The organism is Pseudomonas sp. PA15(2017) (assembly GCF_001945395.1).
Taxonomy (GTDB): Bacteria; Pseudomonadota; Gammaproteobacteria; order Pseudomonadales; family Pseudomonadaceae; genus Aquipseudomonas.
In genome coordinates this window covers 44,597-70,990 of the sequence record NZ_MSXV01000037.1, presented here as the reverse complement: position 1 = coordinate 70,990, position 26,394 = coordinate 44,597, and the positions used below count along the sequence as shown (strand labels likewise).

At 65.6% G+C, this 26,394-nt stretch carries 24 protein-coding genes; 5 read left to right on the top strand and 19 right to left on the bottom strand.

Annotation, left to right across the window (positions count from 1 at the left end):
- Nucleotides 1–4: 4 nt before the first annotated feature.
- From gspN to BVH03_RS12010, 12 genes are all read right to left on the bottom strand, one after another.
- Nucleotides 5–664, bottom strand: a complete 660-nt coding sequence (gspN, locus tag BVH03_RS12065) for a type II secretion system protein N (RefSeq protein ID WP_075961388.1) — start codon at nt 662–664, stop codon at nt 5–7.
- The gene (gspM, locus tag BVH03_RS12060; RefSeq protein WP_075961387.1) at nt 661–1,047 is read right to left on the bottom strand and encodes a type II secretion system protein GspM; all 387 of its coding nucleotides are present in this window, start codon (nt 1,045–1,047) and stop codon (nt 661–663) included. Before gspM ends, gspN begins: the two co-directional genes overlap by 4 nt.
- Entirely contained in the window at nt 1,044–2,150 is a 1,107-nt protein-coding gene (locus BVH03_RS12055) for a GspL/Epsl periplasmic domain-containing protein (RefSeq protein ID WP_075961480.1), read from the bottom strand. Before BVH03_RS12055 ends, gspM begins: the two co-directional genes overlap by 4 nt.
- On the bottom strand, nt 2,147–2,737 hold the full coding sequence (locus tag BVH03_RS12050; RefSeq protein ID WP_075961386.1) for a prepilin-type N-terminal cleavage/methylation domain-containing protein: 591 nt from the start codon (nt 2,735–2,737) through the stop codon (nt 2,147–2,149). The genes BVH03_RS12055 and BVH03_RS12050 overlap by 4 nt, the downstream gene beginning before the upstream one ends.
- A complete protein-coding gene (locus BVH03_RS12045; protein ID WP_075961385.1) occupies nt 2,734–3,099 on the bottom strand; it encodes a type II secretion system protein in 366 nt (121 codons plus the stop codon). Before BVH03_RS12045 ends, BVH03_RS12050 begins: the two co-directional genes overlap by 4 nt.
- Nucleotides 3,096–3,575, bottom strand: a complete 480-nt coding sequence (gene gspH / locus BVH03_RS12040; protein ID WP_075961479.1) for a type II secretion system minor pseudopilin GspH — start codon at nt 3,573–3,575, stop codon at nt 3,096–3,098. Before gspH ends, BVH03_RS12045 begins: the two co-directional genes overlap by 4 nt.
- A gap of 91 nt (nt 3,576–3,666) precedes the next feature.
- Nucleotides 3,667–4,101 (bottom strand): type II secretion system major pseudopilin GspG, encoded by a 435-nt coding sequence (gene gspG, locus BVH03_RS12035; protein WP_075961384.1) that lies wholly within the window; start codon nt 4,099–4,101, stop codon nt 3,667–3,669.
- A gap of 14 nt (nt 4,102–4,115) precedes the next feature.
- Nucleotides 4,116–5,318, bottom strand: coding sequence for a type II secretion system inner membrane protein GspF (gspF, locus tag BVH03_RS12030; protein ID WP_075961383.1), 1,203 nt, complete (start codon nt 5,316–5,318; stop codon nt 4,116–4,118).
- Between the two features lie 2 nt (nt 5,319–5,320).
- The gene (locus BVH03_RS12025) at nt 5,321–6,769 is read right to left on the bottom strand and encodes a GspE/PulE family protein (RefSeq protein ID WP_083640052.1); all 1,449 of its coding nucleotides are present in this window, start codon (nt 6,767–6,769) and stop codon (nt 5,321–5,323) included.
- A gap of 5 nt (nt 6,770–6,774) precedes the next feature.
- Nucleotides 6,775–8,727: a type II secretion system secretin GspD gene (gene gspD, locus BVH03_RS12020; RefSeq protein ID WP_083640044.1), complete on the bottom strand. Its 1,953-nt coding sequence runs from the start codon at nt 8,725–8,727 to the stop codon at nt 6,775–6,777.
- Between the two features lie 3 nt (nt 8,728–8,730).
- Nucleotides 8,731–9,138, bottom strand: coding sequence for a pilus assembly protein PilZ (locus BVH03_RS12015; protein WP_075961381.1), 408 nt, complete (start codon nt 9,136–9,138; stop codon nt 8,731–8,733).
- A gap of 14 nt (nt 9,139–9,152) precedes the next feature.
- Nucleotides 9,153–10,796 carry a lipoprotein UxpA gene (locus BVH03_RS12010; protein WP_075961380.1) on the bottom strand — a complete coding sequence of 548 codons (1,644 nt, stop codon included), beginning with the start codon at nt 10,794–10,796 and terminating at the stop codon, nt 9,153–9,155.
- A gap of 242 nt (nt 10,797–11,038) precedes the next feature.
- Between BVH03_RS12010 and BVH03_RS12005 the strand changes: the two genes are divergently transcribed.
- Nucleotides 11,039–13,078: a PhoX family phosphatase gene (locus tag BVH03_RS12005; RefSeq protein WP_075961379.1), complete on the top strand. Its 2,040-nt coding sequence runs from the start codon at nt 11,039–11,041 to the stop codon at nt 13,076–13,078.
- A 278-nt stretch (nt 13,079–13,356) separates the two neighbouring features.
- On the opposite strand, the gene gspK is transcribed toward BVH03_RS12005, so the two are convergent.
- On the bottom strand, nt 13,357–14,328 hold the full coding sequence (gene gspK / locus BVH03_RS12000; RefSeq protein WP_075961378.1) for a type II secretion system minor pseudopilin GspK: 972 nt from the start codon (nt 14,326–14,328) through the stop codon (nt 13,357–13,359).
- A gap of 148 nt (nt 14,329–14,476) precedes the next feature.
- Between gspK and tatA the strand changes: the two genes are divergently transcribed.
- The 3 genes from tatA to tatC are packed head-to-tail and all read left to right on the top strand — an operon-like array spanning nt 14,477 to nt 15,749.
- Nucleotides 14,477–14,713, top strand: coding sequence for a twin-arginine translocase TatA/TatE family subunit (gene tatA / locus BVH03_RS11995; RefSeq protein WP_075961377.1), 237 nt, complete (start codon nt 14,477–14,479; stop codon nt 14,711–14,713).
- Nucleotides 14,713–15,003 (top strand): Sec-independent protein translocase protein TatB, encoded by a 291-nt coding sequence (tatB, locus tag BVH03_RS11990; protein WP_075961376.1) that lies wholly within the window; start codon nt 14,713–14,715, stop codon nt 15,001–15,003. The genes tatA and tatB overlap by 1 nt, the downstream gene beginning before the upstream one ends.
- Complete coding sequence (gene tatC, locus BVH03_RS11985) at nt 15,000–15,749, top strand: twin-arginine translocase subunit TatC (RefSeq protein ID WP_075961375.1); 750 nt, start codon at nt 15,000–15,002, stop codon at nt 15,747–15,749. The genes tatB and tatC overlap by 4 nt, the downstream gene beginning before the upstream one ends.
- Nucleotides 15,750–15,788: 39 nt before the next feature.
- Here the strand turns inward: tatC and BVH03_RS11980 are convergent, their stop codons facing one another.
- Together BVH03_RS11980 and purL are read right to left on the bottom strand one after the other, a co-directional pair.
- Nucleotides 15,789–16,106, bottom strand: coding sequence for a YqfO family protein (locus BVH03_RS11980; RefSeq protein ID WP_075961374.1), 318 nt, complete (start codon nt 16,104–16,106; stop codon nt 15,789–15,791).
- 286 nt (nt 16,107–16,392) lie between these two features.
- A complete protein-coding gene (gene purL / locus BVH03_RS11975; protein ID WP_075961373.1) occupies nt 16,393–20,289 on the bottom strand; it encodes a phosphoribosylformylglycinamidine synthase in 3,897 nt (1,298 codons plus the stop codon).
- A gap of 333 nt (nt 20,290–20,622) precedes the next feature.
- Here purL and mltF point away from each other — a divergent pair, with 333 nt between their 5' ends.
- Entirely contained in the window at nt 20,623–22,086 is a 1,464-nt protein-coding gene (mltF, locus tag BVH03_RS11970) for a membrane-bound lytic murein transglycosylase MltF (RefSeq protein WP_075961372.1), read from the top strand.
- A gap of 162 nt (nt 22,087–22,248) precedes the next feature.
- Here mltF and BVH03_RS11965 read toward each other — a convergent pair whose 3' ends face one another.
- From BVH03_RS11965 to BVH03_RS11950, 4 genes are all read right to left on the bottom strand, one after another.
- Nucleotides 22,249–22,707: a hypothetical protein gene (locus tag BVH03_RS11965; RefSeq protein WP_075961371.1), complete on the bottom strand. Its 459-nt coding sequence runs from the start codon at nt 22,705–22,707 to the stop codon at nt 22,249–22,251.
- Nucleotides 22,708–22,813: 106 nt separating this feature from the next.
- The gene (gene tadA / locus BVH03_RS11960) at nt 22,814–23,290 is read right to left on the bottom strand and encodes a tRNA adenosine(34) deaminase TadA (protein WP_075961370.1); all 477 of its coding nucleotides are present in this window, start codon (nt 23,288–23,290) and stop codon (nt 22,814–22,816) included.
- Nucleotides 23,291–23,305: 15 nt separating this feature from the next.
- A complete protein-coding gene (locus tag BVH03_RS11955; protein ID WP_075961369.1) occupies nt 23,306–24,682 on the bottom strand; it encodes a multicopper oxidase family protein in 1,377 nt (458 codons plus the stop codon).
- A 137-nt stretch (nt 24,683–24,819) separates the two neighbouring features.
- A complete protein-coding gene (locus tag BVH03_RS11950) occupies nt 24,820–26,394 on the bottom strand; it encodes an iron ABC transporter permease (protein WP_075961368.1) in 1,575 nt (524 codons plus the stop codon).

Here is a 26,394-nt window from a genome sequence, read left to right as displayed (position 1 = left end):
GCGCTTACCAGCGGATCCTGCGCGACACCTCGCTACCGCCCGGCGCCAGCCATTGCGCGCTGATCAGTACCGGCTGCAGCGCCGCGCCAGGCTCGACCCGCCCCGTCAGCCGCGCCTGCCGGGCAAGCAGATCGGCGGCCAGGTCGGCCTGATGCTGCCCCGGCAAACTCAACTGCCCCGCCAGTTTCCAGCCGCTGCTGCAGTCGAGCGCCAGACGTGCCTGCCCCAACTCCAGCTGCCAGGGCGCAAGCAGAGCCAGATCATCTCCCTGCAGATTTCCGTTGGCTGACAGGCAACGCGCGCCGCGGCCCTCTAACTCGATATGCCCCTGCCATTGCCCTGCCAGGCGGTAACCGGTCTCCAGCGTATGCGGGTCGCTGACGGGGCGTAGCGAGGCATGCCAGGCCCACGGCCAGCCGGAGACCTGCAGCTGCCAGCGCTGCCCCTGATAACCGGCACTCGCCTGTGCATTGAGGCGCCAGGGTTGCCAACGCCAGTGCAGCGGGCCGAGATCACCGAGGCGCTCGGCCTCGCCCTGCCAGATGCTGCCGCTGATGCCTGCCAACGGCACAGGCAGCGGCGCCATCAACCAACGGGCGGGCAATTCGACCAGCAGCGTCACGGTAAATACCAGTAACGCCCACAAGCCTCCACGGCGCGTCATCGCTGCAGCGCCAGGTCGAACTGCAGCGCCGAATCACCACGCCGCAGCCCCCACCGCAAGGGTCGCGCACCCTCTCGCTCCAGCTGCTGCAGCCAGTCACCGAGCACGCGTTCATCCTTCACTCGACCACGCACCAACCATTGCTGGTTGCCGACTTCCAGCGACTCGATGCTGATGTCACGGGCCTTGGCGGCCTGATGCAGCTCATCGGTGGTCAGTGTCCGTTCGGCGCGCATGGTCAGGGCCGACTGCGCCAGTGCCTGCCATTGGCGGAATACCTGCCAGCGCTGTTGACCTTCTCGCCAGGCCAGTAGCGCGAGCAATACGATGATGACTGCCGCTGCCAACAGGTGCACGTTGCGGCGCTCGAAACCCAGGTTCATGACGCGGCTCCCAGATCGAAAGTCAGATTGAGTTGGTCACCGGCCTGGGTCACCTGCACCGCTACGCCAAGGGCGCGGGCCATTGCCTGCCAGGGTGCTTCGTCGATGGTTTCGTGACCTTGCAGCCGCAGTGTCCAGCGCTGCCCATCGAACTCGGCAGCACTGAGTTGCCAGCTCACGTTGGTGCGCAACCAGCCATCGAACTCACTCTGCAGGTGCTCCAGTTGTCGCAGGCGAAGCTGGCGCTCTTGCGCCCCCAAGCGCTGCTGTTTGAGCCGCTGCATTGCTTCGCGCAGCGAGGCAACCGACCCAACCACGTCCTCGACCTGCGCCCGATACATAGCCTGCTGCCGCCATTGCTGGTTACACCACAGGCCTGCCCAAAGCACAGCCAGTGCCAGACACGCGGCCGGCAGACGCCACGCACCTGGGCCGAGCTGGCGGCGCTGGCGTATTGGCCGGCGCCGTTCGAACAGGCTGGGCATGCCATCCAGCGCCGCGAAAACCTCGGGCCACTCGCCCACGACTGACTGCGTATCCAGATCGGCCCAAACCCCAGCTGGCGTCGCCGCCTGAGGCTCGAGCGGCCAGGCCAGCCAGTGCTGGCGTGCTTCGCTGTCGCTACCGACGAACAGGCTCAATCGCTCACTCTGTCTCCAGCACCACGCCGAGCCCGGAGATGGCATCGGCAACAGCTGGAACTGCGCCCAGCAACGCTGCACATCGAGTTGCCACTCGGCGCATTGCGCCAGCCAGCCATCGAGCAGCGCTTGCTCCACGCAGACCAGTCGCATGGCGCCGGGCTCACGGGCCAGGCAGCCACAGGTCACATCCTGAGCACCCTGCAGCAGGCGGTCTTCGAGTAGCAGCGGCCATTCGTGCCGTTTGAGGCCCGGCGGCGCCGGAACCTGGAAGTGGCTGCACGCCTCGCCCGGCAACACCAGCGCCACCCGTGCGCCCGGTATCGCTGGCGGCATTGCAAACCCTGACGCCCGCACACGTCCCTGCTCGACCCGTGCCCACTGCCAGGCCTCGCCATGGGTGCCCGGGCGCACCAGCAGCCAGGGCCGCGCTGTGCGACGACGCCAGCGCTCAAGGTTCATGAGCGGCCCCACGGCAGGGCGAACGTACAGACATAAGGTGCTCCATCGCGCTGAAACGTCAGGCGCACGCCCCTGTCGGGGCGTAGCCTGTCCGTCGAGGGCCAGGCCAGCCAGCGGCTGTCCTGGCGAAAGCTGAAACTCACCGACTCCACTCGATCCAGCTGCTCGCGCAGGGTCCAGATCGGTGCGGCGGCGGCGTACAGGTCACTGGAGGTGTGCAGCAGCAGGCGCTGGCTGCGGCGGTCGTAACCCAGACGCTGGCGCTGCAACCGGCTCCCGCCTTCCGCGCTCGGCCAGGCGCCCAGGGCCACCCACTGCAGCTGCAGCTCGTTCGCTCGCCAGTCCAGCCAGTTCAGGGCCAGTGGCAAACGCTGCTCATGAAGCTGACGCAGCACGGTGGTATCGAAGCGGCGCTCCAGCGCCAGGCACAAATCCAGTACCGGCATACCTGGCGAGCCTTGCGACAGGCGCTCGCGCACGTTGATCCAGCCGTTGATCAGTGCTGCCAGCAGCACGCCCAACAACGCCGTCAGTGCCAGGGCGACCAGCAGCTCCATCAGAGTCAAACCGCGCTGCCCGCCCCTCACGGGTGCACCAGAAACAGCTGATACAGCCCCAACGACTCACGACGATCGCTATCGGCGAACAGGCTCAGCTCGGCGCGGCGCAGGCCGCGTACGCCAGTGCCTTTCATCTGCAATTGCCAATGGCAGTTACCGGGGCCCTGGACGAGAATCCCGGCGAGGCTGTTCTGCGCCGGCCAGAGCTGCTCGACCGCGAAGCGTGCTTCCAGCTCGCGGGCACACAACGCGCCGAGTTGATGCTGCTGAACGCTTTGCTGAACGGCCAGGCGCTGACGTAGTACCTGGCTGGTCATGACCGCCAGCGTGGCGGCGATAGCCAGGGCGACGGTCACCTCCAGCAAGGTGAAACCGCGCTGGTGCCTCATGGCAGAGAGATCCGCTGCAAGCGCCCGGCACTGTCCCACTGCCATTGCTCGCCGCCATCGGGCCACTGCCAGCGCAGGCCCCGCGGGCCACCGACGCCATTTGGGGTGAACACCAGACGCGGCTCACTGGCCGCCGGCCAGTCGGGTCTGAGCGTCGCCGGCCACTCGCCCAGCGCGACCGTTTCGACCTGCCAGCGCAGGCCGTCCTCACCGCGCACCTGGCGCACGAACTCCGGGCGCTGGCCATTCCAACGCAGGCCATGGATCTGCCCCGCATGCAGCGCCACGCCCGCCTGGGCGCGGCTGGCGGCGGCCAGGCGCTCGAGGGCTTGCTGCGCCGGCGCCTGGCCGCTATCGAGCCAGGCCACGCTGAGGCTGGTCAGCAAACCGGCGATGGCCAGCACCACCAATAGCTCCAGCAGACTGAACCCACGCTGCGCAGGCGTAGGGTGGATGACGCTCTGTTCATCCACCATGGCGACAGTGAAACGGTGGATGGGTGAAGCGTCGTCCACCCTACATTGGTTGACCACCACCGCGTTCTGGCCAAAGGTCATAAGCAGTCGCTCACAGCGCCCAATTGCCCAGGTCGGCATCCAACCCTTCCCCGCCCTCGATGCCATCGGCGCCCAGGGAATAGATGTCCACCCGGCCATGCTCGCCCGGGCTGCGGTACTGGTAAGGGTTGCCCCAGGGGTCCTCGGGCAGGCGGCGGATATAGCCGTCGGCGCGCCAGGCCCGCGGTAGCGGCTCGACGGTGGGTTTGCTCACCAGCGCAGCCAGCCCCTGCTCGTTGCTGGGAAAGCGCAGGTTGTCGAGGCGGTACATGTCCAGAGCCTGCTCGAAGGTCGACAGATCGGCCATCACCTTCTGCGTCATGGCCTTGTCCTGGCTGCCCAGGATGCTGGGCGCGACCACGGCGATCAGCAGCCCCATGATGAAGATCACCACCATGATTTCCATCAGGGTGAAGCCCCGTTGAGCGAAACGATTGCGGCGCATGATGGCGCTCCTTTCTAAAGTGTCAGGCCCTGATTGAGCTGCATGATCGGCAGCAGCACGGCCATTACGATGAACAGCACGACGCCGCCCATCACCAGAATCATCAGGGGTTCGAATAGCGCCATGGCGGTGTCCACCTGGCGGGCGAAGCCGCGCTCCTGGTTGTCGGCAACACGTTCGAGCATGTCCGGCAGGGTGCCGCTGGCCTCGCCACTGGCGACCATGTTCAGCAGCAACGGCGGGAAATGGCCGCTGGCCTCCAGGGCGCGGTGCAGGCTGACGCCGCCCATCACCTCGCTGCTGACCCGCTCCAGGGCCAGGCGGATGCGCCGATTGTCGACCGTGGCAGTGGCCACCTGCAGCGCTTCGAGCAATGGCACGCCGCTGCCCACCAGGATCGCCAGGCTGCGCGACAGCCGGGCGCTCTCCAGCACCTGCAGGAGCACGCCGACCTGGGGCAGGCGCAGCAGCAGATCGTCACGGCGCAAACACCAGTGCGGCTTGCGCAACAGCAGCTTGCCGATCGCCAGTGCCAGCAGCGCCGCGCCCAGCAGCCAGGGGCCGAGCAGCACCAGCGTGTTGCTGAGGCCGATCAGCAGCGTGGTGATCCACGGCAGGCTCTGCCCGGCGTGGGCGAACTGCTCGATGAGCTTGGGCACCACGAAGGTCATCAGGCCGATCACCACGGCCAGGGAAACGCCCATCAGCACGGCGGGATAGATCAGCGCGGTGCGCGCCTTGTGCTGCTGGCGCTGCACCTGTTCGAGGTGCTCGGCCAGGCGTTCGAGCACCTGGGCCAGGCGACCGGAGCGCTCACCGGCTTCGACCAGCGCACAGTACAGCGTCGAGAACACCCCGCCCTGGCGCGCCAGGCTGCGGGCCAGGCCGACGCCTTCGGCGAGGGAGCCGCGCACCGCCACCAGCAGGTTGCGCAGGGCGGGCTGAACCAGTTGCCGCTCCAGGGTGCCCAGTGCGTCGACCAACGGAATGCCGGCAGCGGTGAGCGTCGCCAGTTGCCGGGTCAGCTCGCACAGTTGCGCGCGGCTGACCCGCTGGCGGCGTGGCTGGCGGGTTTGCGGATCATGGCGGTGCAGCTCGCGGGCGAACAGTCCGCGCTCGCGCAGCAACTGCCGGGCATGGCGATCGCTGTCCGCCTGCAGGCTGGCCTTGTGCTGTTTGCCGGCCAGGTCGACGGCCTGGTAGCGATAGGTCGGCATGCTCAGCCCTGCACCGCGCGCAGCACTTCGGCGAGGCTGGTATCGCCGCGTGCCAGGCAATCGCAGGCCATGGCCGCCAGGCTCTGCCGACGGCCTTCGAGGTAAGCCTGCATGCTCACCTCGCTGGCGCCGTTGTACAGCAATGCGATCAGCCCGTCGTCCAGCTCGATGAATTCGTACAGCCCCAGCCGGCCCTGATAACCGCTGCCCTGGCATAGCTCGCAGCCCACCGGATGAAAGCTGTGGTCGAGGCCGGCCAGCTCCGGCATCAGCTGTCGCTCGGCGACCTGCAGGGGGCGTCGCTCGGCGCAACTGCACAGGCGGCGCACCAGGCGCTGGGCGAGCACACCGCGCAGGCAGGAGGCGATCAGGAACGGCTCGATGCCCATGTCGCGCAGCCGGGTCACCGCGCCCACGGCGCTGTTGGTATGCAGCGTAGACAGCACCAGGTGCCCGGTAAGGCTGGCCTGCACGGCGATCTGCGCGGTTTCCCGATCACGGATTTCGCCAAGCATGATCACGTCCGGGTCTTGGCGCAGGATCGCCCTCAGGCCACTGGCGAAGGTCAGCCCGGCACGCGGGTTGATGGCGGTCTGGCCGATACCGGTGATGGCGTATTCCACTGGGTCTTCGACGGTGAGGATGTTGCGGCTGCCGTCGTTGAGGCTGTTGAGGCTGGCATACAGGGTGGTGGTCTTGCCCGAGCCGGTCGGCCCGGTGCTCAGCACGATGCCGTTGGGGCGGCCCAGGCAGGCGCGCAGGCCCTGCTCCACCGCAGCCGGCATGCCCAGGTTGGGCAGCGCCAGCAGGCTGGCCTGCTTGTCCAGCACACGCATCACCACCCGCTCGCCATGGATGCCTGGCAGGGTGGAAACCCGCACATCGACCTCACGGCCAGCGGCCCGCAGGGTGATACGGCCATCCTGAGGCTGGCGTTTTTCGGCGATGTCCAGCCGCGCCATGACCTTGATCCGCGACACCAGCATGGCCGACAGCGCCCGCGGCGGGCGCAACACTTCACGCAGGTGGCCGTCGATGCGCAGGCGTACCACCAGGCTCTGCTCGAAGGTCTCGATATGGATATCCGAGGCCTGCAGCTGCAGGGCCTGGGCGAACAGGCCGTTGATCAGGCGGATCACCGGTGCTTCGTCATCGCTTTCGAGCAGATCCTCGATGCGTGGCATGTCGTTCATCAGGCTGTCGAGATCGACCTGCTCGCCGATTCCCTCGATCAGCGCCGCATTGGCACCCTCGCCGGCCTGGTAGAGCTGGCCCAGGCGTTGCTCGAACTCGGCACGCGGCAAGCGAGACACGGAGCCTGGCGCACCCTCGACGCGCAGCAGCTCCTGCAACTGGTCGGTGTCGGCGTCGTCACACAGCCACAGGCTCCAGCTGCCCTCCCCGGGCACCCAGGCCAGGCCGGTCTGACGAGCCAGACGATAGGGCATCAGGGCCATTACCAGGTGCCTCGGTCGAAACGTGCGCGGCTGGCCGGAAACAATTGCTGCAGCCCGGCATCACTCTCCTGAGCGGGCAGCTTGAGCGCCGTCTCGCGCTGCAGGTTCTGGTATTTCTCGGCACTGAAACTGGCGATGCTCGGCCCGTCACGCAGAATGCGCGGGCGGATGAACACCATCAGGTTCTGCTTGACGCCACTCTTGCCGGTGGAGCGAAACAGCCGGCCGAGCCCGGGGATGTCGCCGAGCAACGGCACCTTCTGATCCCGTTCTCTGACTTCGTCGCTGATCAGCCCGCCAAGAATGATCAGGCCATTGTCCTCGACCATCACCTTGGTCTTGATCTCGCGCTTGTTGGTGATCACATCGCTGGCCGAGGCGAAGTCGGCGATCGACGACACCTCCTGGACGATGTCCAGGCGCACGCTGTTGTCGATATTGATCTGCGGTTTGATGCGCAGCTTCACGCCAACCTCGCGGCGCTCGATGGTCTGGTACGGGTTGCTGTTGTTCTGGGTCACCGAGCCGGTGACGAAGGGCACTTCCTGGCCGACCAGAATCGACGCCTCGGCGTTGTCCAGGGTCAGCAGGGTCGGGGTGGACAGCAGGTTGAGGCCACTCTCGCTCTTCAGCGCATTGAGCAGCACGGCGAAATTGAAGCCGCCACCGAAATGGCCGATGCCGGCAGTCGCGCCGTTGACCCCGGACAGCAGTTCGCCGAGGGCGGCGCTGTTTCCGCTGGCCGCCGCCCCGGCGATACCTGCGATGTTCGCGCCACCGGCGCTGAAATTGACCACCCCGGCGCCTAGTTTCTCGTCGGCGAACAGCCACTGTATACCCAGCTCCTCGGCACGGGAGTCGGAGACCTCGGCGATGATTGCCTCGACCACCACCTGGGCACGGCGGATGTCCAACTGCTCGACGATGGACCGATAGGCCGCCAGCTCGCTGTCCGGCCCCACCATCACCACCGCATTGGTGCCCTCCTCGTACTCCAGGCGCACCCCGGAATCGCTGACCGGCAAGCGGGCGACCTGGGCACCCTCCGCGCCCTCACCGGGCGCCTGGGGTACTTCCTGGCTCAGGCCACGCAGCACCTTGACCACCTCACCGGCGTTGGCATGGCGCAGGTAGATCACCTGGGTATTGGAGCTGCGCAGCTCGCCGCCCGGTCGATCCAGCTGGGTGAGCAACGCACGCACCCGCTCACGGCTGTCGGCGCTGCCGCGTACCAGCAAGGCATTGCTGCGCGGATCGGCGATCACCTGGGCGCTGTCGCCACCCTTTTCGCTGGCCAGGAGGCGAGTGATCAGCGCGCTGGTGTCGGCGGCGCTGGCATGCTGCAGGGGCATCACCTGCAGCGGCTCGTCACTGACCTGGTCGAGTTCGGCCAGCAGGCGATCGATGCGTGTCAGGTTGCTGCGCCAGTCGGTGACCACCAGCAGGTTGGCGGCGGGATACGGCGTGATGACGCCCACCCGCGGGTCGATCAGCGGCTTGATGATGCCGAGCAGCTGCTCGCTGGCCGCATTGCGCACGCTGAAAACCCGGGTGGCGATGCCGTCGCCACCGGCCTGCTGCCCGCCGCTAGGGTCCACGGGTACCGGCTCGAGACGGGCGGCCTGGTCGGGCACGATCTTCACGCTGCCGTTGGGCAGGTTGACCGCGGCGAATCCCTGGGCCCGCAACTGGGCGAGAAAGATGTCGTAGATCGCTTCGCTGTCATGGCGCTCGACCGTACGCACGGTGACCTTGCCCTTGACCCGAGGGTCGACGATGAACGTCGTGCCGGTGATCTGCGACACGCTGTCGATGAACTCGCTCAGCTCGGTGTCGACGAAATTGACTTCGTACAGCGGCGACTCGGCGACCGGCAGGTCCAGCGCCTCTTCGCCCAGCGTCCGGGCAGAACCCAACGCCAGCACGGCGGCCAGGCAGTAACGAACGATCATCTCTTATCCTTGCCGTTTGAAACCGGTCACGGCGGGCCGTGGCGGCCAGGGCAGCCGCTCGAGCCGCCCCTGGTTATCGAAAATCAGGCCCGCTTCGTCGATGTCCTGCAGCACGATGCCGGGAGCGAGACGTTGCCCGCGGGTGAAGCTGCGTACCCGCTCGCCGAAGCGCAGCACCACCACGGTGGCGCTCGGCGGCTGCGCGCGCAGCCCGCCCAGGTACTGGACCGGCAGGCGCGTCAACGGCAGTGCGTCGCCGTCGGCATTCAGTTGCCAGTGGCCGACCAGCAGGCCGGGCGGCGCGACCACGTCGGCGACGGCCGCGCGTGCCGGTCGTGGTTCACGGCTGAGCTGCAGCACGCATTGCGCCGCGAGCCACGCGGCGAGGGTCAGCCACAGGCCATTCCACATTCGCGGCGTGCTGATCAACTGACGCCTCTGGGGTGCCAGCCGGGATGGCCCTGCACGTAACGAACGGTGGGCAGATGCAGGGCAGGCAATTGCCAGCCGCCTGGCTGCTTGGCCAACCAGGCTTCCACGCGCTGCCAGAGGGGTTCGCCTGCGTTGGCGTTGACATCGGCGACCAGTGACAGGCTGCGGCACATGCCCTCGGGCGGCGTCAGCCCGGATACCCGCTTGCCGGTCGGGCTGTAGTTGACCTGCCAGGCCTGCCCCTGCCAACGCGGCAGATCCTGGCTGTTGTCGAGTAACAGGGGATCACCGAACAGCTGATCGGCGGCATTTTCCAGCACGCTTTCCAGGGGTTTTATCGGCGCTTCCACGATGGGTGCGGGGTAACCGCCAGTCAGGCTGATCAACTGATCACGGGTGATCGCCTGCCCGGCGGCTACAGGGCTGTCATAACGCAGGCCAGGCAGCAGCACCGGCATCTGGCCATCGTCGGACAGTGCCTGATGCAGCAGGCGATCCCAACTGCCGCCGCGGGTATCCCGGCGCCACAGCGCCTGCGGCGCCTTGGCCAGCGGCTGATCGAGCCAGCCGGCATGCGGCGCACGCTGGCCCTGCAGCTGCGCACGTAACTGTGCTGCCTGGCTCTGGCCTGCGGGGGAAAGCAACCGTTCGAATGCCGGGTGAAAGCGCGCGACGAACGTCCATTGCCCCGCCAGGCGCTGGCAGCCGATATGAAAGGCGCCGCTGGCCCGGCAGCCGCCGAGTACAACCGGTACGCGCCGGCCACTGCTCTGCAGCACCTCGATCGGCGCCGGCCAGAAATCCTGCCCACGGGCACACAACAGCAGATCGGCATCGCTCAGCCGTTCGGCCAGCCACAGTCCGGGCCCGGTGCCCACGTCGGCCAGGGCGATGACCAGATCGGCCTGGTCACGCGCCTCCTTGAAGGCCGGCAGCAGCGCCTGGTACCACTGTTTGAGGGAAGCCTTCTGGTCCGCGGCATAGGGGTCGGTAACGCCGACCACGGCAACGCGCACCCCGGCACGCCGGATGACGGTGAACGGCTCGGTGCCCAGCGCCTGTGCCTGCTCCTCGGCAAGGCCAGCGCCCAGCACCGGCCGTGCGAACTGCCGGTAGAGACCACTGCAGCGCTGTGGCCACAACACGCGCTCATCGCTGCTGACCCGCACATCGCTGCCCAACAGGTGGCTGCCCTGGGCGCCGCTCTCGCCCTGGGTCAGATAGGCCAGCCCGCTGCCGTTCCACCCCTGGCCATTCTCCAGGGTCAGGCAACGCTCGGCGCCGTGGCGCTGACGCAGTTCGCCGAGCATGGCGCCGAGCACGGCGTAACCACCGGTGCTGGCGCCGTCGGCCAGGCGCGCATCGAGTAGCGGATTGAGTTCGCTGCGCGCCTGGTGGGCATTGCTGCCACTGATCCAGGGCGCTCGCCCAAGGTGCGAAACAGGCCCCAGCCGCGTGGCCGGCACCACCGGCTGACCTGGCTGGCGGGCATCCAGGGTATCGGCGAAATAGAGCAATTCCAGCTCCGACTGCCCGCCCTGGCGCGACGTCGCGAAGCCCGAACAGGCGCTGAGCATCGGCGCCACGGCACCGACGCCCATCCAGCTCATCACTTCCCGTCTGCCGATGCCTGTCATCGCCCTGCGCGCCTCGCCGTTATGCGTTGTCGGAGCGGGATACTGGGCAGCTTATGTGACAGTTTAATGGCGGTTATTCGACAGCCAAGGTGCAAATCAACGAACAAAAACCCAGATAAATCAGAAGACTAGCGTCACAAACCCTTCAACGGGCATTAACACAACTGCCAAAAAATCATCACACACGGTCTCTAAAGTCCCGGTTTCCTGAAGCCGCTTCACCAGAAAAAGGACATGACCTGATGAGTCGAGATACCGGCGATAACTTGAACCGCAATAGCAGCGGCAACCTGCCCATGGCATCGGTTCTGGATGCCTATCTGAGCCGCCGCAGCGTAATGCGCGGTGGCCTGGGCGCCGCCATCGCCATGATCGCGGGCACCGGCCTCACCGGCTGTTTCGACAGCAGCTCGAGCAACGACGACCCGGCGCCAACCCCGGCCGATCCGAAACTGGCCCTGGGTTTTCAGTCCATCGCCGGCTCGCGCACCGACGCCTGTGTGGTAGCCGCCGGTTACAGCGCCTATGTGCTGGCCCCGTGGGGAACGCCGTTCAACTCCCTGGCTAACCCGTGGAAGGACGATGGCAGCAACACCTCTACCGATCAGGCGAATTCGGCCGGCATGCACCATGACGGCATGCACTTTTTCCCCATCAACGGCAGCTCCGAAGATGGCCTGCTGGCCATCAACTACGAATACATCGACGAAGACGCCCTGCATCCGAATGGCCAGACCAACGCCAGCGCTGGCAACCGACCGGCCGAAGAGGTACGCAAGGAAATCAACGCTCACGGCGCTGGCGTCATTCGCATCAGCAAGGTCAATGGGCGCTGGCAGGTGGTCGATAACGATCCCCTGAACCGTCGTTTCACCACCGCCACGGTGATGGACATTTCCGGCCCGCTGGCCGGCACCGACCACCTCAAGACCAAGTTTTCTCCAACCGGTACCCAAACCCGCGGTACCAACAACAACTGCGGTAACGGTTACACCCCGTGGGGCACCTACCTGACCTGCGAGGAGAACTGGCCGTCGATCTTCATCAACACCGCCACCCGCCCTGCCGATCAGTCCCGCATCGGCGTGGGCACCAGCAGCGGCCGCTATCGTTGGGAAACCGCTGCCGGGGACGTGTCAGAGCAGGACGACGAGTTCACTCGCTTCAACATTACCCCAAGCGGTGCCGCAGCCACCGACGACTACCGCAACGAGGCCAGTACCTATGGTTACATCGTCGAGATCGACCCATACGACGCCAGCACGCGTGCCGTGAAACGCACCGCCCTGGGACGTATCCGCCACGAAGGCTGCTGGCCGGCACTGCCGGTAGTCGGCAAGCCGGTGGTGTTCTACACCGGCGACGACTCGAACAACGAGTACCTGTACAAGTACGTATCCGACGCCCTGTGGGAGGCTGCCGATGCCAACCCAAGCGACCGCCTGGCAACCGGCGCCAAGTACATGGACAGCGGCACCCTGTACGTCGCCCGCTTCGATGCCGACGGCGCCGGCGTGTGGATTCCGCTGGTCGCCTCCACACCCACCACCGATAACAGTACCCTGGGCGCCAAGTTCACCGACCTGCCGGGCATCATCCTCAACACCCGGGGCGCTGCCGATGCCGTGGGCGCGACGCCGATGGATCGCCCGGAGTGGACCGCCGTCAACCCGCTCAATGGCGACGTCTACCTGACCCTGACCAACAACAGCGCGCGCACTCCAGCACGAGTCGACGCCGCCAACCCCCGTGGCCCGAACCGCCATGGCCACGTGATCCGCTGGCACGACAGCGACGATCAGCTCAGCTTTGCCTGGGATATCTTCGTGTTCGGCGCCAACGCCGCAGGCGCTCCGGACATCAACCGCTCCGGTCTGACCGAACTCAATCAGTTCGCCAGCCCCGACGGCATGAGCTTCGACAGTCGCGGTATTCTGTGGATCCAGACCGACAACGGCGAATCGACTTTGACCAGCTACACCAACGACCAGATGCTGGCGGTGATTCCCACCAACCTGGTCGACGCCAGCGGCCAGCAGATCCCCGTCAACGCGCAGAACCAGGTGGATCTACGCCGCTTCTTCGTCGGCCCCAACGGTTGTGAAGTGACCGGAATCGCCTTCAGCCCGGACAACAAGTCGATGTTCGTCAACATTCAGCACCCGGGTAACTGGCCGTCCACCGACGTCGCCACGGACGAAACACCGGCAGGCACCACCGTGCGCCCACGTTCCTCCACGGTGGTTATCCAGCGCAACGACGGCGGCGCAATCGGCGTCTGACCGGCCTGCGCGGCACGGGATCATCTCGTGCCGCCGCTCCTCACCTGGATGGCGCGGCCGCGACGTCCAGGCGCTCTCTTCCCGGAGCCGGTTCACGATCATCCGCCGTAGCTCCACCGGTAATGACTGCACCGTGGCGGGAGCGGACTCTCAGCGCTCCCAGAGTGGATCAGCGAACGGCCGCTTCTGCCTTGTTGCAGTCGACCCACAGGACACAAGCCCCCTGGCATGCAAAGATCGTGAGCGGGTTTCAGCTACCGCTTGCTATCAGCCCCTGCCTACAAGGCGTACGGCAAGGGTTCCCGGCTGATCACCTGCACGCGCTGCGCAGGCACCTGCGCATGCCAACGCACCACACCTTGGGCCTGTATCTGAAACTGGCTGCCGATCAGCCGACCGTCCTGCTCGAACTCGAGCTGCAGCGTGAAATCACCGCTGTTGAGCAGCAGCCCTTCACTCAAGCGCTGGAAGCTCAGATCGTCGACGGCGCCCAGGGCTTCGCGCAAGGCAGCCGCATCGCGATAACCATTGGCCGGTCGACCGGTGACGATGCGAGCCAGCAGCGCGCGCGGGAATTCGCCTTCGTAGAGCGCATCGAGCAACGGCAAGTGCTCCAGGCCCAGGGCATTGGCGTTCAGCCGCCACCCGGATGTCTGCGGCAGCGCACAGAGCTGCGGATAACGTAGCTGCCGCCCGCGCTGCGGGGTGAGCAGCAGGTTCAGCTCGCTGATGTCCACCATCGGTTGATTGGCGGCGAGCCGAGGCGGCGTCTGGCGCAGGTACTGATCGCTCTCGGCGCCGTGCAGGCGGCTTTGCCCATCGCTGTCGATCCAGTCGGCCAGGGCATGCACCAGTTGCTCGGCAGCCAGGTCGTCGCCGAGCAGATACTGCAACTGCCGCTCGGCCCGCTCCGCTTCCTGGCCGGCCAAGGTATTGACGTTGAAACAGCTGTGCAAATCGCGGATACGCAGGGTTGCGGCACCGCCGCCGAAGTCGTAGCGCAGTGGTTGCCCACGCAAGGCTTGCCAGAACAGCGGGCTCTGCCGCCAGGCAGGGTCCAGGAGCGCCTGTTCGACGAATGCCAGGCCGGCGACCTCCATGGCCCGCGCCTGGATTCGCTGCTGTTGCAGGCGCACCGAATCGACCTGCTGCCGCCCTTGTTGAACCATCCACGTCAGCCCTCCGGCGAGCATGGCCAGGGCCACCAGCACCATCAATAACGCCGCCCCGCGCTGCCGTCCGCACCCCATCGTCGCGCCCTCGAATCAGAGCTGACAGTCAACAGGCTGAATGTTGCAGAGAGGTGGCAGCCGCGGCTTTTCGTCATCCGCGCGTCACTTCAGCGTCACAAAGCCCAGGCAGATTAGCCCTTCGAATTCATGACGTTGGAGAGTTTTCATGGGTGGCATCGGTATCTGGCAACTGGTCATCGTGCTGTTGATCGTATTCCTGTTGTTTGGCAGCAAACGCCTCAAGACGCTGGGTGGCGATCTCGGTGAAACCATCCAGGGTTTCCGCAGATCCATGGCCAGCAACAGCGAGGCGGACGACTCGCCGCCCCAGGTACAACAGCAGCAGGCGCCGTTCTCGGGAACCGCCCAACAGTCCCACAGCCAAACGGATCGCCAGGCCTGATGTTCGAAATAGGTTTCACCGAGATGCTGTTGGTGGGTGTGGTGGCGTTGCTGGTTCTCGGCCCGGAGCGCCTGCCAGTGGCAGCCCGCACCCTGGGCCGCGGCCTCGGCCAGGCAAAACGGGCGATGGGCATGCTGCGTGATCAGGTGGAGCGTGAACTGGATGCCCAGGCCGTGAGCAAGGAACTGAATGCCGCGTCATTGCGGCAGCTGGAACAGGAACTGCGCCGCGGCATCAACCTGCAGCCCGACTCGCAACCCGCCGCGGCCAAACGGGAGGGCACAGCATGAGCAACATGCCGTTGACCGCCCACCTGGGCGAACTGCGCAAGCGCCTGGTGCGCTGCCTGCTGGTGATCTTACTGGCGTTCCTGGGCCTGTTCCCGTTCGCACAGACGCTTTACACGCTGATATCCGAACCCCTGCGCCGCTACCTGCCCGAAGGCGCGAGCATGATCGCCACCAGCGTGACCTCGCCGTTTCTCGCACCCTTCAAGCTGACCCTGATGGTCGCCGTGTTCATTTCCATGCCAGTGCTGCTGCATCAGGCGTGGGGCTTCGTGGCGCCGGGGCTGTACCGCCGCGAGCGGCGCATTGCCGTGCCGCTGCTGATTTCGAGCATTCTGCTGTTCTACGCCGGCATGGCCTTCGCGTTCTTCGCGGTGTTTCCGATGATGTTCGGCTTCTTCGCCAGCGTCACGCCCGATGGCGTGGAGATGATGACCGATATAGCCCTGTACCTGGACTTCATCCTCGCCCTGTTTCTGGCCTTCGGGCTGGCCTTCGAAATTCCCGTGGCCACCTTCATCATCGTCTGGGCCGGGCTGACCGATGTCGAAACGCTGCGCCGCAGCCGGCCTTACGTGATCGTCGGCTGTTTCGTGGTCGGCATGCTGCTGACCCCACCGGACGTGTTCTCGCAAACCATGCTGGCGGTGCCGATGTGGCTACTGTTCGAAGTTGGCCTGCTGGCCTGCGGCAGCATTCAGCGCCGGCCGGAACGGGAAAGCGAGCAGGAGCTGGCCGTTACCGAGTGAGGCTCGCGGCAGGCGCCGCGAGCACGGGAGCGCGCGCGATCAGAACTGCAGATCGGACAAGCGCCACACTTCGAAGGCGGGCACTTCGTAGGGGTGGGCTTTCTTCAAGGCTTTGACCGCGTTATGGATCAGCTCGTCGGCGACGACCAGCTCGACTTTCCATTCCGGGATCGTCGCCAGCTCGCCGCTCTGGCCAATGAACGGCTTGCTGCCTTCCAGCGGGCGGAACTGGCCGCGGCCCTGGGTTTGCCAGCAGCAGTGCTCGTAGCCGGCGGCGCGCCCGGCGCCTTCGGCGAAAACGGCCACCTTCACGCTTTCCAGGTGGCTCTCCGGAACGTAGAAACACAACTTGTACATCAACTACTCCACTGCAAGTCGCTGAAAACAATGTGCTAATCATGCCACAGCATGATGGCACATTGCCCAGCAAGATTCGTGACACAAGCATCACTGCTGAAACATTCGGATTCACCTGGCGGAGCACTGTTCCCGAGCGCAAAGATGCTGTCATGAGTTGATGCATCGAAACCGGCCGGCGCCCGCATCGCTTACTTGATAGAAGTCGAAATCGCGACGCGATTCAAATGCCGGAATGAAAAACGCCAGGCAATGCCTGGCGTTTTCGATACTGCGAGAAGAGCAATCAGTCGACCCACACCCGGGCGTTGCGGAACATGCGCATCCAGCCGCCGTCTTCCTGCCACTCGTCCGGGCGCCAGGAGTTCTGCACGGCGCGGAATACCCGCTCCGGGTGCGGCATCATGATGGTCACCCGGCCGTCGCGGCTGGTCAGGCCGGTGATGCCGCGCGGCGAGCCATTCGGGTTGGCCGGGTAGGCTTCGGTGACCTTGCCGTGGTTGTCGATGAAACGCAGCGCCACGGTGCCGGACAGATCGGCTTCGAGCAGGGCTTCCTCGCTTTCGAACTCGGCATGGCCTTCACCGTGGGCGATGGCGATCGGCATGCGCGAGCCGGCCATGCCACGCAGGAAGATCGACGCCGACTCCTGCACCTGGACCATGGCCACGCGCGCTTCGAACTGCTCGGAGCGATTGCGCACGAAGTGCGGCCAGAACTCGGTACCGGGAATCAGCTCGTGCAGGTTGGAGAGCATCTGGCAACCGTTGCACACGCCAAGGGTGAAGCTGTCCTTGCGCTCGAAAAAGCCCTGGAAGGCATCGCGGGCACGGGCGTTGAACAGCGCCGACTTGGCCCAGCCTTCACCGGCACCGAGCACGTCACCGTAGGAGAAGCCGCCACAGGCAACCAGGCCCTTGAAGTCGTTCAGATCGACGCGACCAGCGAGGATATCGCTCATGTGCACGTCAACCGAGGCAAAGCCGGCGCGGTCGAAGGCCGCAGCCATTTCCACCTGCCCGTTGACGCCCTGCTCGCGCAGCACGGCAACCTGTGGGCGCACGCCTTTCTTGATGTACGGCGCAGCGATGTCGTCATTGACGTCGAAGCCCAGCTTGATCGACAGGCCCGGGTTGTCTTCTTCCAGCAGCGCGTCGAATTCCTGATCCGCGCACTCGGCGTTGTCACGCAGACGCTGGATACGATGGCTGGTTTCGGCCCACTGGCGCTGCAGCAGGCGGCGCTGGCCGCTGAATACCGGCTGGTCGTTGTAGCTGATGGCCACGTCACCGTTGTTGACCGGCTTGCCGATCACCGCAACGCAGTCTTCCAGCCCGGCGGCGCTGAACTGGGCGAGCACGTCCGGGGTGGCGTCCTGGCGAACCTGAATCACCGCACCCAGTTCTTCGTTGAACAGGAAGGCGGCCAGCTCTTCACGGCACTCGACCAGGCCGTCGAGTTGCAGGCTGAGGCCGCAATGACCAGCGAAGGCCATTTCCAGCACGCTGACCAGCAGACCACCGTCGGAACGGTCGTGGTAGGCCAGCAGGTGACCGTCGGCATTGAGGCCCTGGATCACCGCGAAGAAGGCCTTGAGGTCTTCGGCGTCGTCGACGTCCGGCGCCTGCTTGCCGAGCTGGCTGTAAACCTGGGCGAGAATCGAGGCGCCCATGCGGTTCTGGCCACGGCCCAGGTCGATGAGGATCAGGTCGGTCTCACCCTTGTCCATACGCAGCTCTGGGGTCAGGGTCTGGCGTACGTCGGCGACCGGCGCGAAACCGGTGACGATCAGCGACAGCGGCGAGGTAACGCTCTTCTGCGCGCCCTCCTCGCTCCACTTGGTCTTCATCGACATCGAGTCCTTGCCGACCGGAATGGTCAGGCCCAGCTCGGGGCACAGCTCCATGCCGACTGCCTTGACGGTGTCGTACAGGCGGGCGTCTTCGCCCGGGTGACCGGCAGCGGACATCCAGTTGGCCGACAGCTTGATGTCGGAGAGCTTGTCGATACGCGAGGCAGCGATGTTGGTCAGCGTTTCACCGATGGCCATACGCCCGGAAGCCGGGGCGTCGAGCAGCGCCAGCGGCGTGCGCTCGCCCATGGCCATGGCTTCGCCGGTATACACGTCGAAGCTGGTGGCGGTCACGGCGACGTCAGCCACCGGTACCTGCCACGGGCCGACCATCTGATCACGGGCAACCAGGCCGGTGATGGTACGGTCGCCGATGGTGATCAGAAAGCTCTTGCTGGCCACGGCCGGGTGGCGCAGAACGCGCTCGGCGGCTTCGCCGATGTCCAGGGTGCTCGGGTCGAAATCGTCGCCCAGTTCGGCCTCGCGGGTCACCGAACGGTGCATGCGCGGCGGCTTGCCGAGCAGCACTTCGAGCGGCATGTCCACCGGGGTGTTGGCGAAGTGACTGTCGGTGACGGTCAGGTGCGGCTCCTCGGTGGCCTCACCGACCACCGCGAACGGGCAACGCTCGCGCTCGCAGATGGCCTGGAAGCGCTCGAAGTCCTGCGCGCTGACGGCCAGCACGTAACGCTCCTGGGATTCGTTGCTCCAGATTTCGTGCGGGGCCATGCCCGGTTCGTCGTTGGGCACGTTGCGCAGCTCGAAGCGACCGCCGCGACCGCCGTCGTTGACCAGCTCCGGGAAGGCGTTGGAAATGCCGCCGGCGCCGACGTCATGGATGAAGGCGATCGGGTTGGCGTCGCCCAGCTGCCAGCAGCGGTCGATGACCTCCTGGCAACGGCGTTCCATTTCCGGGTTCTCGCGCTGCACCGAGGCGAAATCCAGATCGGCGGAGCTGGCACCGGTGGCCACCGACGAAGCGGCGCCACCACCCAGGCCGATCAGCATGGCCGGGCCGCCGAGCACGATCAGCTTGGCGCCGACGGTGATTTCAGCCTTCTGCACGTGGTCTTCACGGATGTTGCCCATGCCGCCAGCGAGCATGATCGGCTTGTGATAGCCGCGCACTTCGTCGCCATGGGGCGTGCTGATCGATTGTTCGAAGGTACGGAAATAGCCGGTCAGCGCCGGACGGCCGAATTCGTTATTGAACGCGGCGCCGCCCAGCGGGCCTTCGATCATGATGTCCAGCGGCGTGACGATGCGCTCAGGCTTGCCGTAGGCCTGCTCCCAGGGCTGTTCGAAACCGGGGATGTTCAGGTTGGAAACGGTGAAACCGGTCAGACCGGCTTTCGGCTTGGCGCCGCGGCCAGTGGCGCCTTCGTCGCGGATCTCGCCACCAGAGCCGGTAGACGCGCCGGAGAACGGCGAGATGGCGGTCGGGTGGTTGTGGGTTTCCACCTTCATCAGGATGTGCACCGGCTCCTGCACCGCGCCGTACTGGCGGGTTTCAGGATTGGGGAAGAAGCGCCCGGCGGTGTGGCCGACGATCACCGAGGCGTTGTCCTTGTAAGCGGACAGCACGTTCTCGCTGTGCATCTGGTAGGTGTTCTTGATCATGCCGAACAGCGACTTTTCCTGGCTTTCGCCGTCGATGTCCCAGCTGGCATTGAAGATCTTGTGACGGCAGTGCTCGGAGTTGGCCTGGGCGAACATCATCAGTTCGATGTCGTGCGGGTTGCGCTTCAAGCCCTGGAAGGCGTTGACCAGGTAATCGATCTCGTCTTCGGCCAGGGCCAGGCCCAGCTCGACGTTGGCCCTCTCCAGCGCCGGACGGCCGCCACCGAGGATGTCCACGGCGGTCAGCGGCTTGGGTTCGGCATGGCTGAACAGCCCGGCCGCGTCCTGCAGATTGCTCAGCACCAGCTGAGTCATGCGGTCATGCAGCAGCGCAGAAGCCTGCTGTACGTCGGCTTCGCTCAGTTCGCCGGCGACATAATAGGCAATGCCCCGCTCCAGGCGACGGATCTTGTCCAGGCCGCAGTTGCGGGCGATGTCGCTGGCCTTGCTCGACCACGGCGAAATGGTGCCGAAACGCGGGATGCTCAGCAGCAGGCGACCGCTGGGTTCCTGCACCGGCACGCTCGGGCGGTACTTGAGCAGACGGGCCAGTACCTGCTCTTCGTCGGCACTCAGGGCACCGTCGACGTCGGCAAAGTGGGCGAACTCGGCATACAGGCCGGTCACAGCAGGCACTTTACTGGTCAGTTGCTCGAGCAATTTACCGTGGCGAAAAGCGGAAAGGGCGGGAGCGCCGCGCAGGATCAGCATCAGGGGACAGCCTCTGGGAAGGGGTGTGCTTTGAGGGCGCATATTCTAGCCTAAAGCGACGAGCGCAGCACGCCCGCTCATGCCCTGGCCGGCCAGCGGACAAGCGCCTGTAGGCGGCGCTTTCGCACTGCAGGCCGTTGAAAAACGTAGGCGAGGCAGCCAGTGCAAGGCAAAAACAGCCGAAAAAGCGGAGTGTACGAGCTGTACATGAGCATTTTGAGGCTGTTTTTAACGCGGCAATGGCAACGTAGGTAGTTTTTCAACGGCCTGATAGCAGAGCGCACGCGCGCTGTCCAGATATGGCACGGCACGACGTTGGCGTATACTGCGCCGATGCCCTCTCCATACCTGATTGGCAAGCGCTACGCCGGCTGGTTGTCGGCGCTCGGATTACTCCTGATGCTCAGCGGCTGCGCGGAACCTCCGAGCAGCCTGGAGCGGATCAAGGAGGAAGGCGTGCTGCGCGTGATTACCCGCAACAGCCCGGCCACCTACTTCCAGGATCGCAATGGCGAAACCGGCTTCGAATACGAGCTGGTCAAACGCTTCGCCGATGACCTGGACGTCAAACTGGAAATCCAGACCGCCGACAACCTCGATGACCTTTTCATACGCCTCGGCAAGCCGGGCGGACCGGTGCTCGCCGCCGCCGGCCTGGTGGAAAGCGAAGGCCGCCAGCAAAGTGCGCGTTTCTCCGTGCCTTACCTGGAAGTCACCCCGCAGATCGTCTACCGCAACGGCCAGCGCCGCCCCAGCCGCCCCGCGGACCTGGTCGGCAAACGCATCCTGGTGCTCAAGGGCAGCAGCCATGCCGAACAGCTTGCTGCGCTGAAGATCGAAGAGCCCGAGCTGCAATATGAAGAGTCGGCGGATGTCGAGGTCGTCGACCTGCTGCGCATGGTCGACGAGGGCGAAATCGACCTGACCCTGGTCGACTCCAACGAGCTGGCCATGAACCAGGTGTACTTTCCCAATGTGCGCGTCGGCTTCGACCTGGGCGACTCGCGCAACCTGGTCTGGGCGGTCGCTCCGGGCGAGGACGACAGCCTGCTGGAACAGGTCGACGGCTTCCTGCGCCGCTCCCAGGACAACGGTAGCCTGCAGCGCCTCAAGGAGCGCTACTACGGCCACGTCGACGTTTTGGGTTACGTGGGCGCCTATACCTTTGCCCAGCACCTGCAGCAGCGCCTGCCGCGTTACGAGAAGCACTTTCGCAAGGCTGCCCAGGCCAACGGCCTGGACTGGCGCATGCTCGCCGCCGTCGGTTACCAGGAGTCGCTCTGGCAACCGGGCGCCACTTCCAAGACCGGCGTCCGCGGCCTGATGATGCTGACCCTGCGCACCGCCCAGGCGATGGGCGTGTCCGATCGCCTCAACCCGCAACAAAGTATCCAGGGCGGCGCCAAGTACCTGGTGCACGTCAAGGAACAGTTGCCGGACAGCATTCAGGAGCCGGATCGCACCTGGTTCGCCCTCGCCTCCTACAACATCGGTGGCGGCCACCTGGAAGACGCGCGCAAGCTCACCGAGGCCGAGGGCCTGGACCCCGACAAGTGGCTCGACGTGCAGAAGATCCTGCCGCGCCTGTCGCAGAAACAGTGGTACAGCAAGACCCGTTACGGCTATGCCCGCGGCGGCGAGCCGGTGCATTTCGTGCGCAACATCCGCCGCTACTACGACATCCTCACCTGGGTGACCCAACCGCAGCTGGAAGGCAGCCAGGTCGCCGAAAGCGGTCTGCACGTACCGGGCGTCGCCAAGGACCACCCGGAGCAGCAGGAAAAGGCGCCGCTCTAGACGCCTGGTCATAATCTCTAAGCCCAGATTCGTCGACCTTGACTGCGAAGCGGCGGGAGCGGCCGTTCCCCGCTCCCACAGGTAAGGCGACGATGTCCGCTTCTGCCTTGTAGTGGCCGCTTCATGCGCATACGAGACTTTCAACAGACTCGAAGAAGCGACTCAGCGGGTGACGGTCTGGTTGCCCATGGCGCAGAAGCTCTGCGCCTTCGTGTTGGCCGGCAGGGCGCGTAATTGCGCGGAGCACTGCGCCTGGCTCGCAGAGCGGCTAACGTTCAGCACCGCGTCATCGTCGATGCTGATCAGATAGGGCTGGTTGTAGCGCATCTTGTCGTACCAGCCGCTGATCTGCAGATCGCTGTAAACGCAGCGGTAGCGCATATGGCCGGTGAAGCCCTTGAACTTGTCGCGCTGGAAGATGTGGTGATACTGCTGCCAATCGCGCTCGCGCTGGCCCTTGCGCACGGCATCCAGGCAACCCTGCAACTCGGTGATTTCCGGCTCGTGGAGAAAGATGCTCTGGGCCAGATTGGAGCCGTCCAGATGTGCCGTGGCCACCAGATAAACCTGCCGCTCCGCCGCCTGGGCAGACGCGCCCAGCAGTGCCGCTGCGGCAAACATCCCTGCTTTGATCAATTGCATGATTCCCTGCCTCAGTTGGTCGGCCTGCGGTACGAGTTCTGATCTGCCTGCGGCATCGCCACGAGCGACGCAACCTGAAAGAGGGCTAGCCCCGCCGCGCCTTGAAAAACGCCTTCAGCACCTCGCCACACTCCTCGCCCAGCACCCCGCCCTCAACCAGTACACGGTGGTTGAGGAAGGCTTGGTCGAAGAACTGGCCGCGGCTTACCGCCATGCCTGCGCGGGGTTCGCTGGCGCCGAATACCACGCGCTGTATGCGCGAGTGGACGATGAGTCCCGCGCACATGGCGCAGGGCTCCAGGGTCACGTACAGGGTGCTGCCGGGCAGGCGGTAATTGGCGATGGCTTGCGCGGCGGCGCGGATGGCGACCATTTCGGCATGGGCACTGGGATCTGAGGTGGAGATCGGGCAGTTGAAGCCACGGCCGATCACCTCGCCATCCTGCACCAGCACCGCGCCGACCGGCACTTCGCCGCGGGCAGCGCCTTCGGCTGCCAACTCCAGGGCTTCGCGCATGAAGCGCTCATCGTGGCTACGGTCGATGATCAAGGGGGCTCTCACGTCAAGGCACTCAAATCAGGCGATCTCGATGGCGGCCATCAGGCCGGTTTCCATATGGTCGATGACATGGCAATGGAACATCCACACGCCAGGATTATCGGCCACGAAGGCGATGCGCGCGGTCTCGTTCTTACCAAGCAGGAAGGTGTCGGTGTAGTACGGTTCGATCTTGCGGCGGTTGGAATCCAGCACCTTGAAGATCAACCCATGCAGGTGGATCGGGTGCTGGTACTGGGCCATGTTGCGCAGCACGAAGATGTAGTGGCCATCCTTCTTGAGGCTGGCGATGGGCCGGTCGGCGCAGGTCTTGTCGTTGATATCCCAGGCCTGGCCGTTGATCTGCCAGTACTTGTAGCGGCCGGCAGCCTCGTCGGCGGGCGATGCCAGTGCCGCGGCCCACTCGAAGTTGAAGCGCAGGGTTTCGGCTTTCGCCAGATCCGGCTCGGCCACCGGGTTCGGCGGCAATGCCGGCGGCCACTCGGCGGCAGGCTCGTTGCTGGCCACCGCTTTGATGGTCGCCAGGCGCAGTGGCCCGTTGCGCAGTGACAACTCTTCGCTGCCAACAGCCGGCACCTTGAGCGCCAGGTCGATGCGCATGCCCGGGCCGAGCCAGTAATCCTTGCCCAGCGGGCGTGGCTCGACCGGGTTACCGTCCAGGGCATAGATGCGCGCCTCGCCGCTGGAGAGATTGAGGCGATAGGTGATGGTGCTGTCGACGTTGATCAGGCGCAGGCGCACCACCTGGCCGGCGGGCAGTTCCAGGGTAGGCAACGACACGCCGTTGATGGTCGACAGGCGCCCACGGGTGCCTTCCCGGGCTGCCTCGCGAGGCACGCTGAATTCAGTGAAGGCGCCCGCCTCGTCCACGTGCCAGCTCTTCAGGCACAGGGTGCGCTCGTGGCGGAAACCGGTGGGCTCGCGCTCCTCGATGATCAGCGGACCGACCAGCCCGCGGCCCAGCTGTTTGGCGCTGGACTCGTGGGGGTGGTACCAGTAGCTGCCGGCGTCCGGGGTGACGAAGCGGTAATCGAAGAACTCGCCCGGCAATACCGGCGCCTGGGACACATAGGGCACGCCGTCCATTTCCAGCGGCAGGCGGATGCCGTGCCAGTGGATGGTGGTGGGCTCGGGCAGGTGATTGATGAAACGCACGCGCAGCTCGTCGCCCTGGCGGCAGCGCAGCTCCACGCCGGGCGCCTGGCCACCGAAGGTCCAGGCCGGGGTGACATGGCCGGGCACCAGCTCGATGTCGTGGGGTGCGGCAATCAGTTCGTAGTCGTGGGTCTTGCGGTCGAAGGGGCGCCCCAGCCAATAGCGCGCGCCGCCAGCGCCGAGACCGACCACGCCCAGGCCGACCAGACCGCCCAACACCTGTCTACGGGTGAAACTCATGAAACCTGCTCCTGAAGCGGGACTGCGGTGACACTAATCAGGTCTGAACGATTGCGCCTCTGCGGGCGCTGGAGAGCTGCGCACGATACACCTTGAGCGCCAGTGCGTTAAGCCGCGACAGCACTTCCTGCCCGCACTCAAGCACGCCGATAAGCGCGGGTCGTCAGCAAATACACCGGCAGCCCCGACACCAGCACGATCAGCGCGGCATAGGGCGCGGCGCCAGCGTATTCCAGGTTGCCGGTGTGCGACCAGACCTTGGTGGCCAGGGTTTCCAGGCCGGTGGGGCCGAGAATCAGCGTCGCGGTCAGCTCTTTCATGCAGTCGAGAAACACCAGCACGAAACCAGCGCCGATGGCCGGCGAGATGATCGGCAGGGTCACCCGCAGAAAGGTCGCGATAGGCGTGTGCCCCAGTGTGCGCGCCGCCTCTTCCAACTGCGGCGAGGCCTTTTCCAGGGCGACGCGGATCGGCCCTTGGGCCATGGGCATGAACAGCAACGCATAGGCCACCAGCAGCAGGATGCTGGTCTGGTACAGCGCCGGCACGTAGCCAAGGGCGAAGAACACCAGCGACAGGGCGATCACCAAACCCGGCAAGGCGTGCAGCAGATACGGCAGGCGATCCGCCAGGGTGGCCATGCGCCCGTAGTAACGCACCACCACCAGGCACACTGGCAACGCCAGCAGGCAGCTGAGCAAGGCGCCGCCGAAGGAATAGCGCAGCGACGACCACAGCGTTGCGACGATTTCCATTACCGGGAAGCTGGCCGAGCTGCCTTCGACGATCCAGAAACCCAGCATCACCAGCGGCACGCCACAGCCAACGGCCACCAGGACCACCAGCAGCGCCTGTGCCAGGACACTCCAGTGCCCCAGGCGCACCCGGGCGGCACTGCGCGCCACGCCCTGGCCGGTACGCGCGTAGCCGCGCCCGCGCAGGCGGAACTCGCCCCACAACAGCAGCATGCACAGCCCCAGCAGCAAGGCCGACAGCATGGCTGCGTTGCTGCCGCTGAACTCCAGCTCGAACTGCTGATAGATGGCGGTGGTGAACGTCTGGTAGCGCATGATCGACGGCGCACCGAACTCCACCAGCATGTGCACCGCCACCAACAGGCTGGTGGCCATCAACACCGGGCGCAGTAAAGGCAGGGTGACGCGCCAGAACACTTCACGGCGGCTGCAACCGAGCATGCGCGCCGACTCTTCCATGGCCGGGTCCAGGTTGCGCAGCACCGCCACCACCGGCAGGTAGATCAGCGGGTACTTGGACAGGATCATCACCAGCACGGTGCCGCCCAGGCCCTCGAACAGCGGGCTGATCGACACCCAGGTAAAGCCGCTGACGAACGAGGGTATGGCGAACGGCAGGCACAGTAGCACGTTCCAGTGCCGGCGCCAGCGCAGGTCGCTGCGCTCCACCAGCCAGGCCAGTGCCAGGCCGATCACCGCGCAGCCGAGCGTCACCAGCACCATCAGTTTCAGGGTGTTGGCCAACAGGCCGAACACGAACGGCCGCCACAACAGCGCAAAGGCCTCGTGCGGGCCGACCTGCGCGGCGCGCACCACCACGAAGAACAGCGGCAGCGCCGCGACCAGCAACAGCGCCAGCACCGGCAATTGCAGCCAGATCGGCGGTGCCTTGCGACGCCGGCTGGTGATGGCCGGTGCCGGCAGCGGTAGTTCCGGATTGACCGCCTGGGGCTGCAT

Coding starts and splice junctions, on each gene's coding strand:
- BVH03_RS12010 (WP_075961380.1), bottom strand. CDS start 10,796: ATGACAGGCATCGGCAGACGGGAAGTGATGAGCTGGATGGGCGTCGGT.
- mltF (WP_075961372.1), top strand. CDS start 20,623: ATGCCCTCTCCATACCTGATTGGCAAGCGCTACGCCGGCTGGTTGTCG.
- BVH03_RS12015 (WP_075961381.1), bottom strand. CDS start 9,138: ATGTGGAATGGCCTGTGGCTGACCCTCGCCGCGTGGCTCGCGGCGCAA.
- BVH03_RS11980 (WP_075961374.1), bottom strand. CDS start 16,106: ATGTACAAGTTGTGTTTCTACGTTCCGGAGAGCCACCTGGAAAGCGTG.
- gspK (WP_075961378.1), bottom strand. CDS start 14,328: ATGGGGTGCGGACGGCAGCGCGGGGCGGCGTTATTGATGGTGCTGGTG.
- gspF (WP_075961383.1), bottom strand. CDS start 5,318: ATGCCGACCTATCGCTACCAGGCCGTCGACCTGGCCGGCAAACAGCAC.
- BVH03_RS12055 (WP_075961480.1), bottom strand. CDS start 2,150: ATGAACCTTGAGCGCTGGCGTCGTCGCACAGCGCGGCCCTGGCTGCTG.
- gspM (WP_075961387.1), bottom strand. CDS start 1,047: ATGAACCTGGGTTTCGAGCGCCGCAACGTGCACCTGTTGGCAGCGGCA.
- BVH03_RS12045 (WP_075961385.1), bottom strand. CDS start 3,099: ATGAGGCACCAGCGCGGTTTCACCTTGCTGGAGGTGACCGTCGCCCTG.
- gspG (WP_075961384.1), bottom strand. CDS start 4,101: ATGCGCCGCAATCGTTTCGCTCAACGGGGCTTCACCCTGATGGAAATC.
- BVH03_RS12005 (WP_075961379.1), top strand. CDS start 11,039: ATGAGTCGAGATACCGGCGATAACTTGAACCGCAATAGCAGCGGCAAC.
- gspH (WP_075961479.1), bottom strand. CDS start 3,575: ATGGTGGATGAACAGAGCGTCATCCACCCTACGCCTGCGCAGCGTGGG.
- BVH03_RS11965 (WP_075961371.1), bottom strand. CDS start 22,707: ATGTTTGCCGCAGCGGCACTGCTGGGCGCGTCTGCCCAGGCGGCGGAG.
- BVH03_RS11955 (WP_075961369.1), bottom strand. CDS start 24,682: ATGAGTTTCACCCGTAGACAGGTGTTGGGCGGTCTGGTCGGCCTGGGC.
- gspD (WP_083640044.1), bottom strand. CDS start 8,727: ATGATCGTTCGTTACTGCCTGGCCGCCGTGCTGGCGTTGGGTTCTGCC.
- gspN (WP_075961388.1), bottom strand. CDS start 664: ATGACGCGCCGTGGAGGCTTGTGGGCGTTACTGGTATTTACCGTGACG.
- tatB (WP_075961376.1), top strand. CDS start 14,713: ATGTTCGAAATAGGTTTCACCGAGATGCTGTTGGTGGGTGTGGTGGCG.
- tatC (WP_075961375.1), top strand. CDS start 15,000: ATGAGCAACATGCCGTTGACCGCCCACCTGGGCGAACTGCGCAAGCGC.
- BVH03_RS11950 (WP_075961368.1), bottom strand. CDS start 26,394: ATGCAGCCCCAGGCGGTCAATCCGGAACTACCGCTGCCGGCACCGGCC.
- purL (WP_075961373.1), bottom strand. CDS start 20,289: ATGCTGATCCTGCGCGGCGCTCCCGCCCTTTCCGCTTTTCGCCACGGT.
- tatA (WP_075961377.1), top strand. CDS start 14,477: ATGGGTGGCATCGGTATCTGGCAACTGGTCATCGTGCTGTTGATCGTA.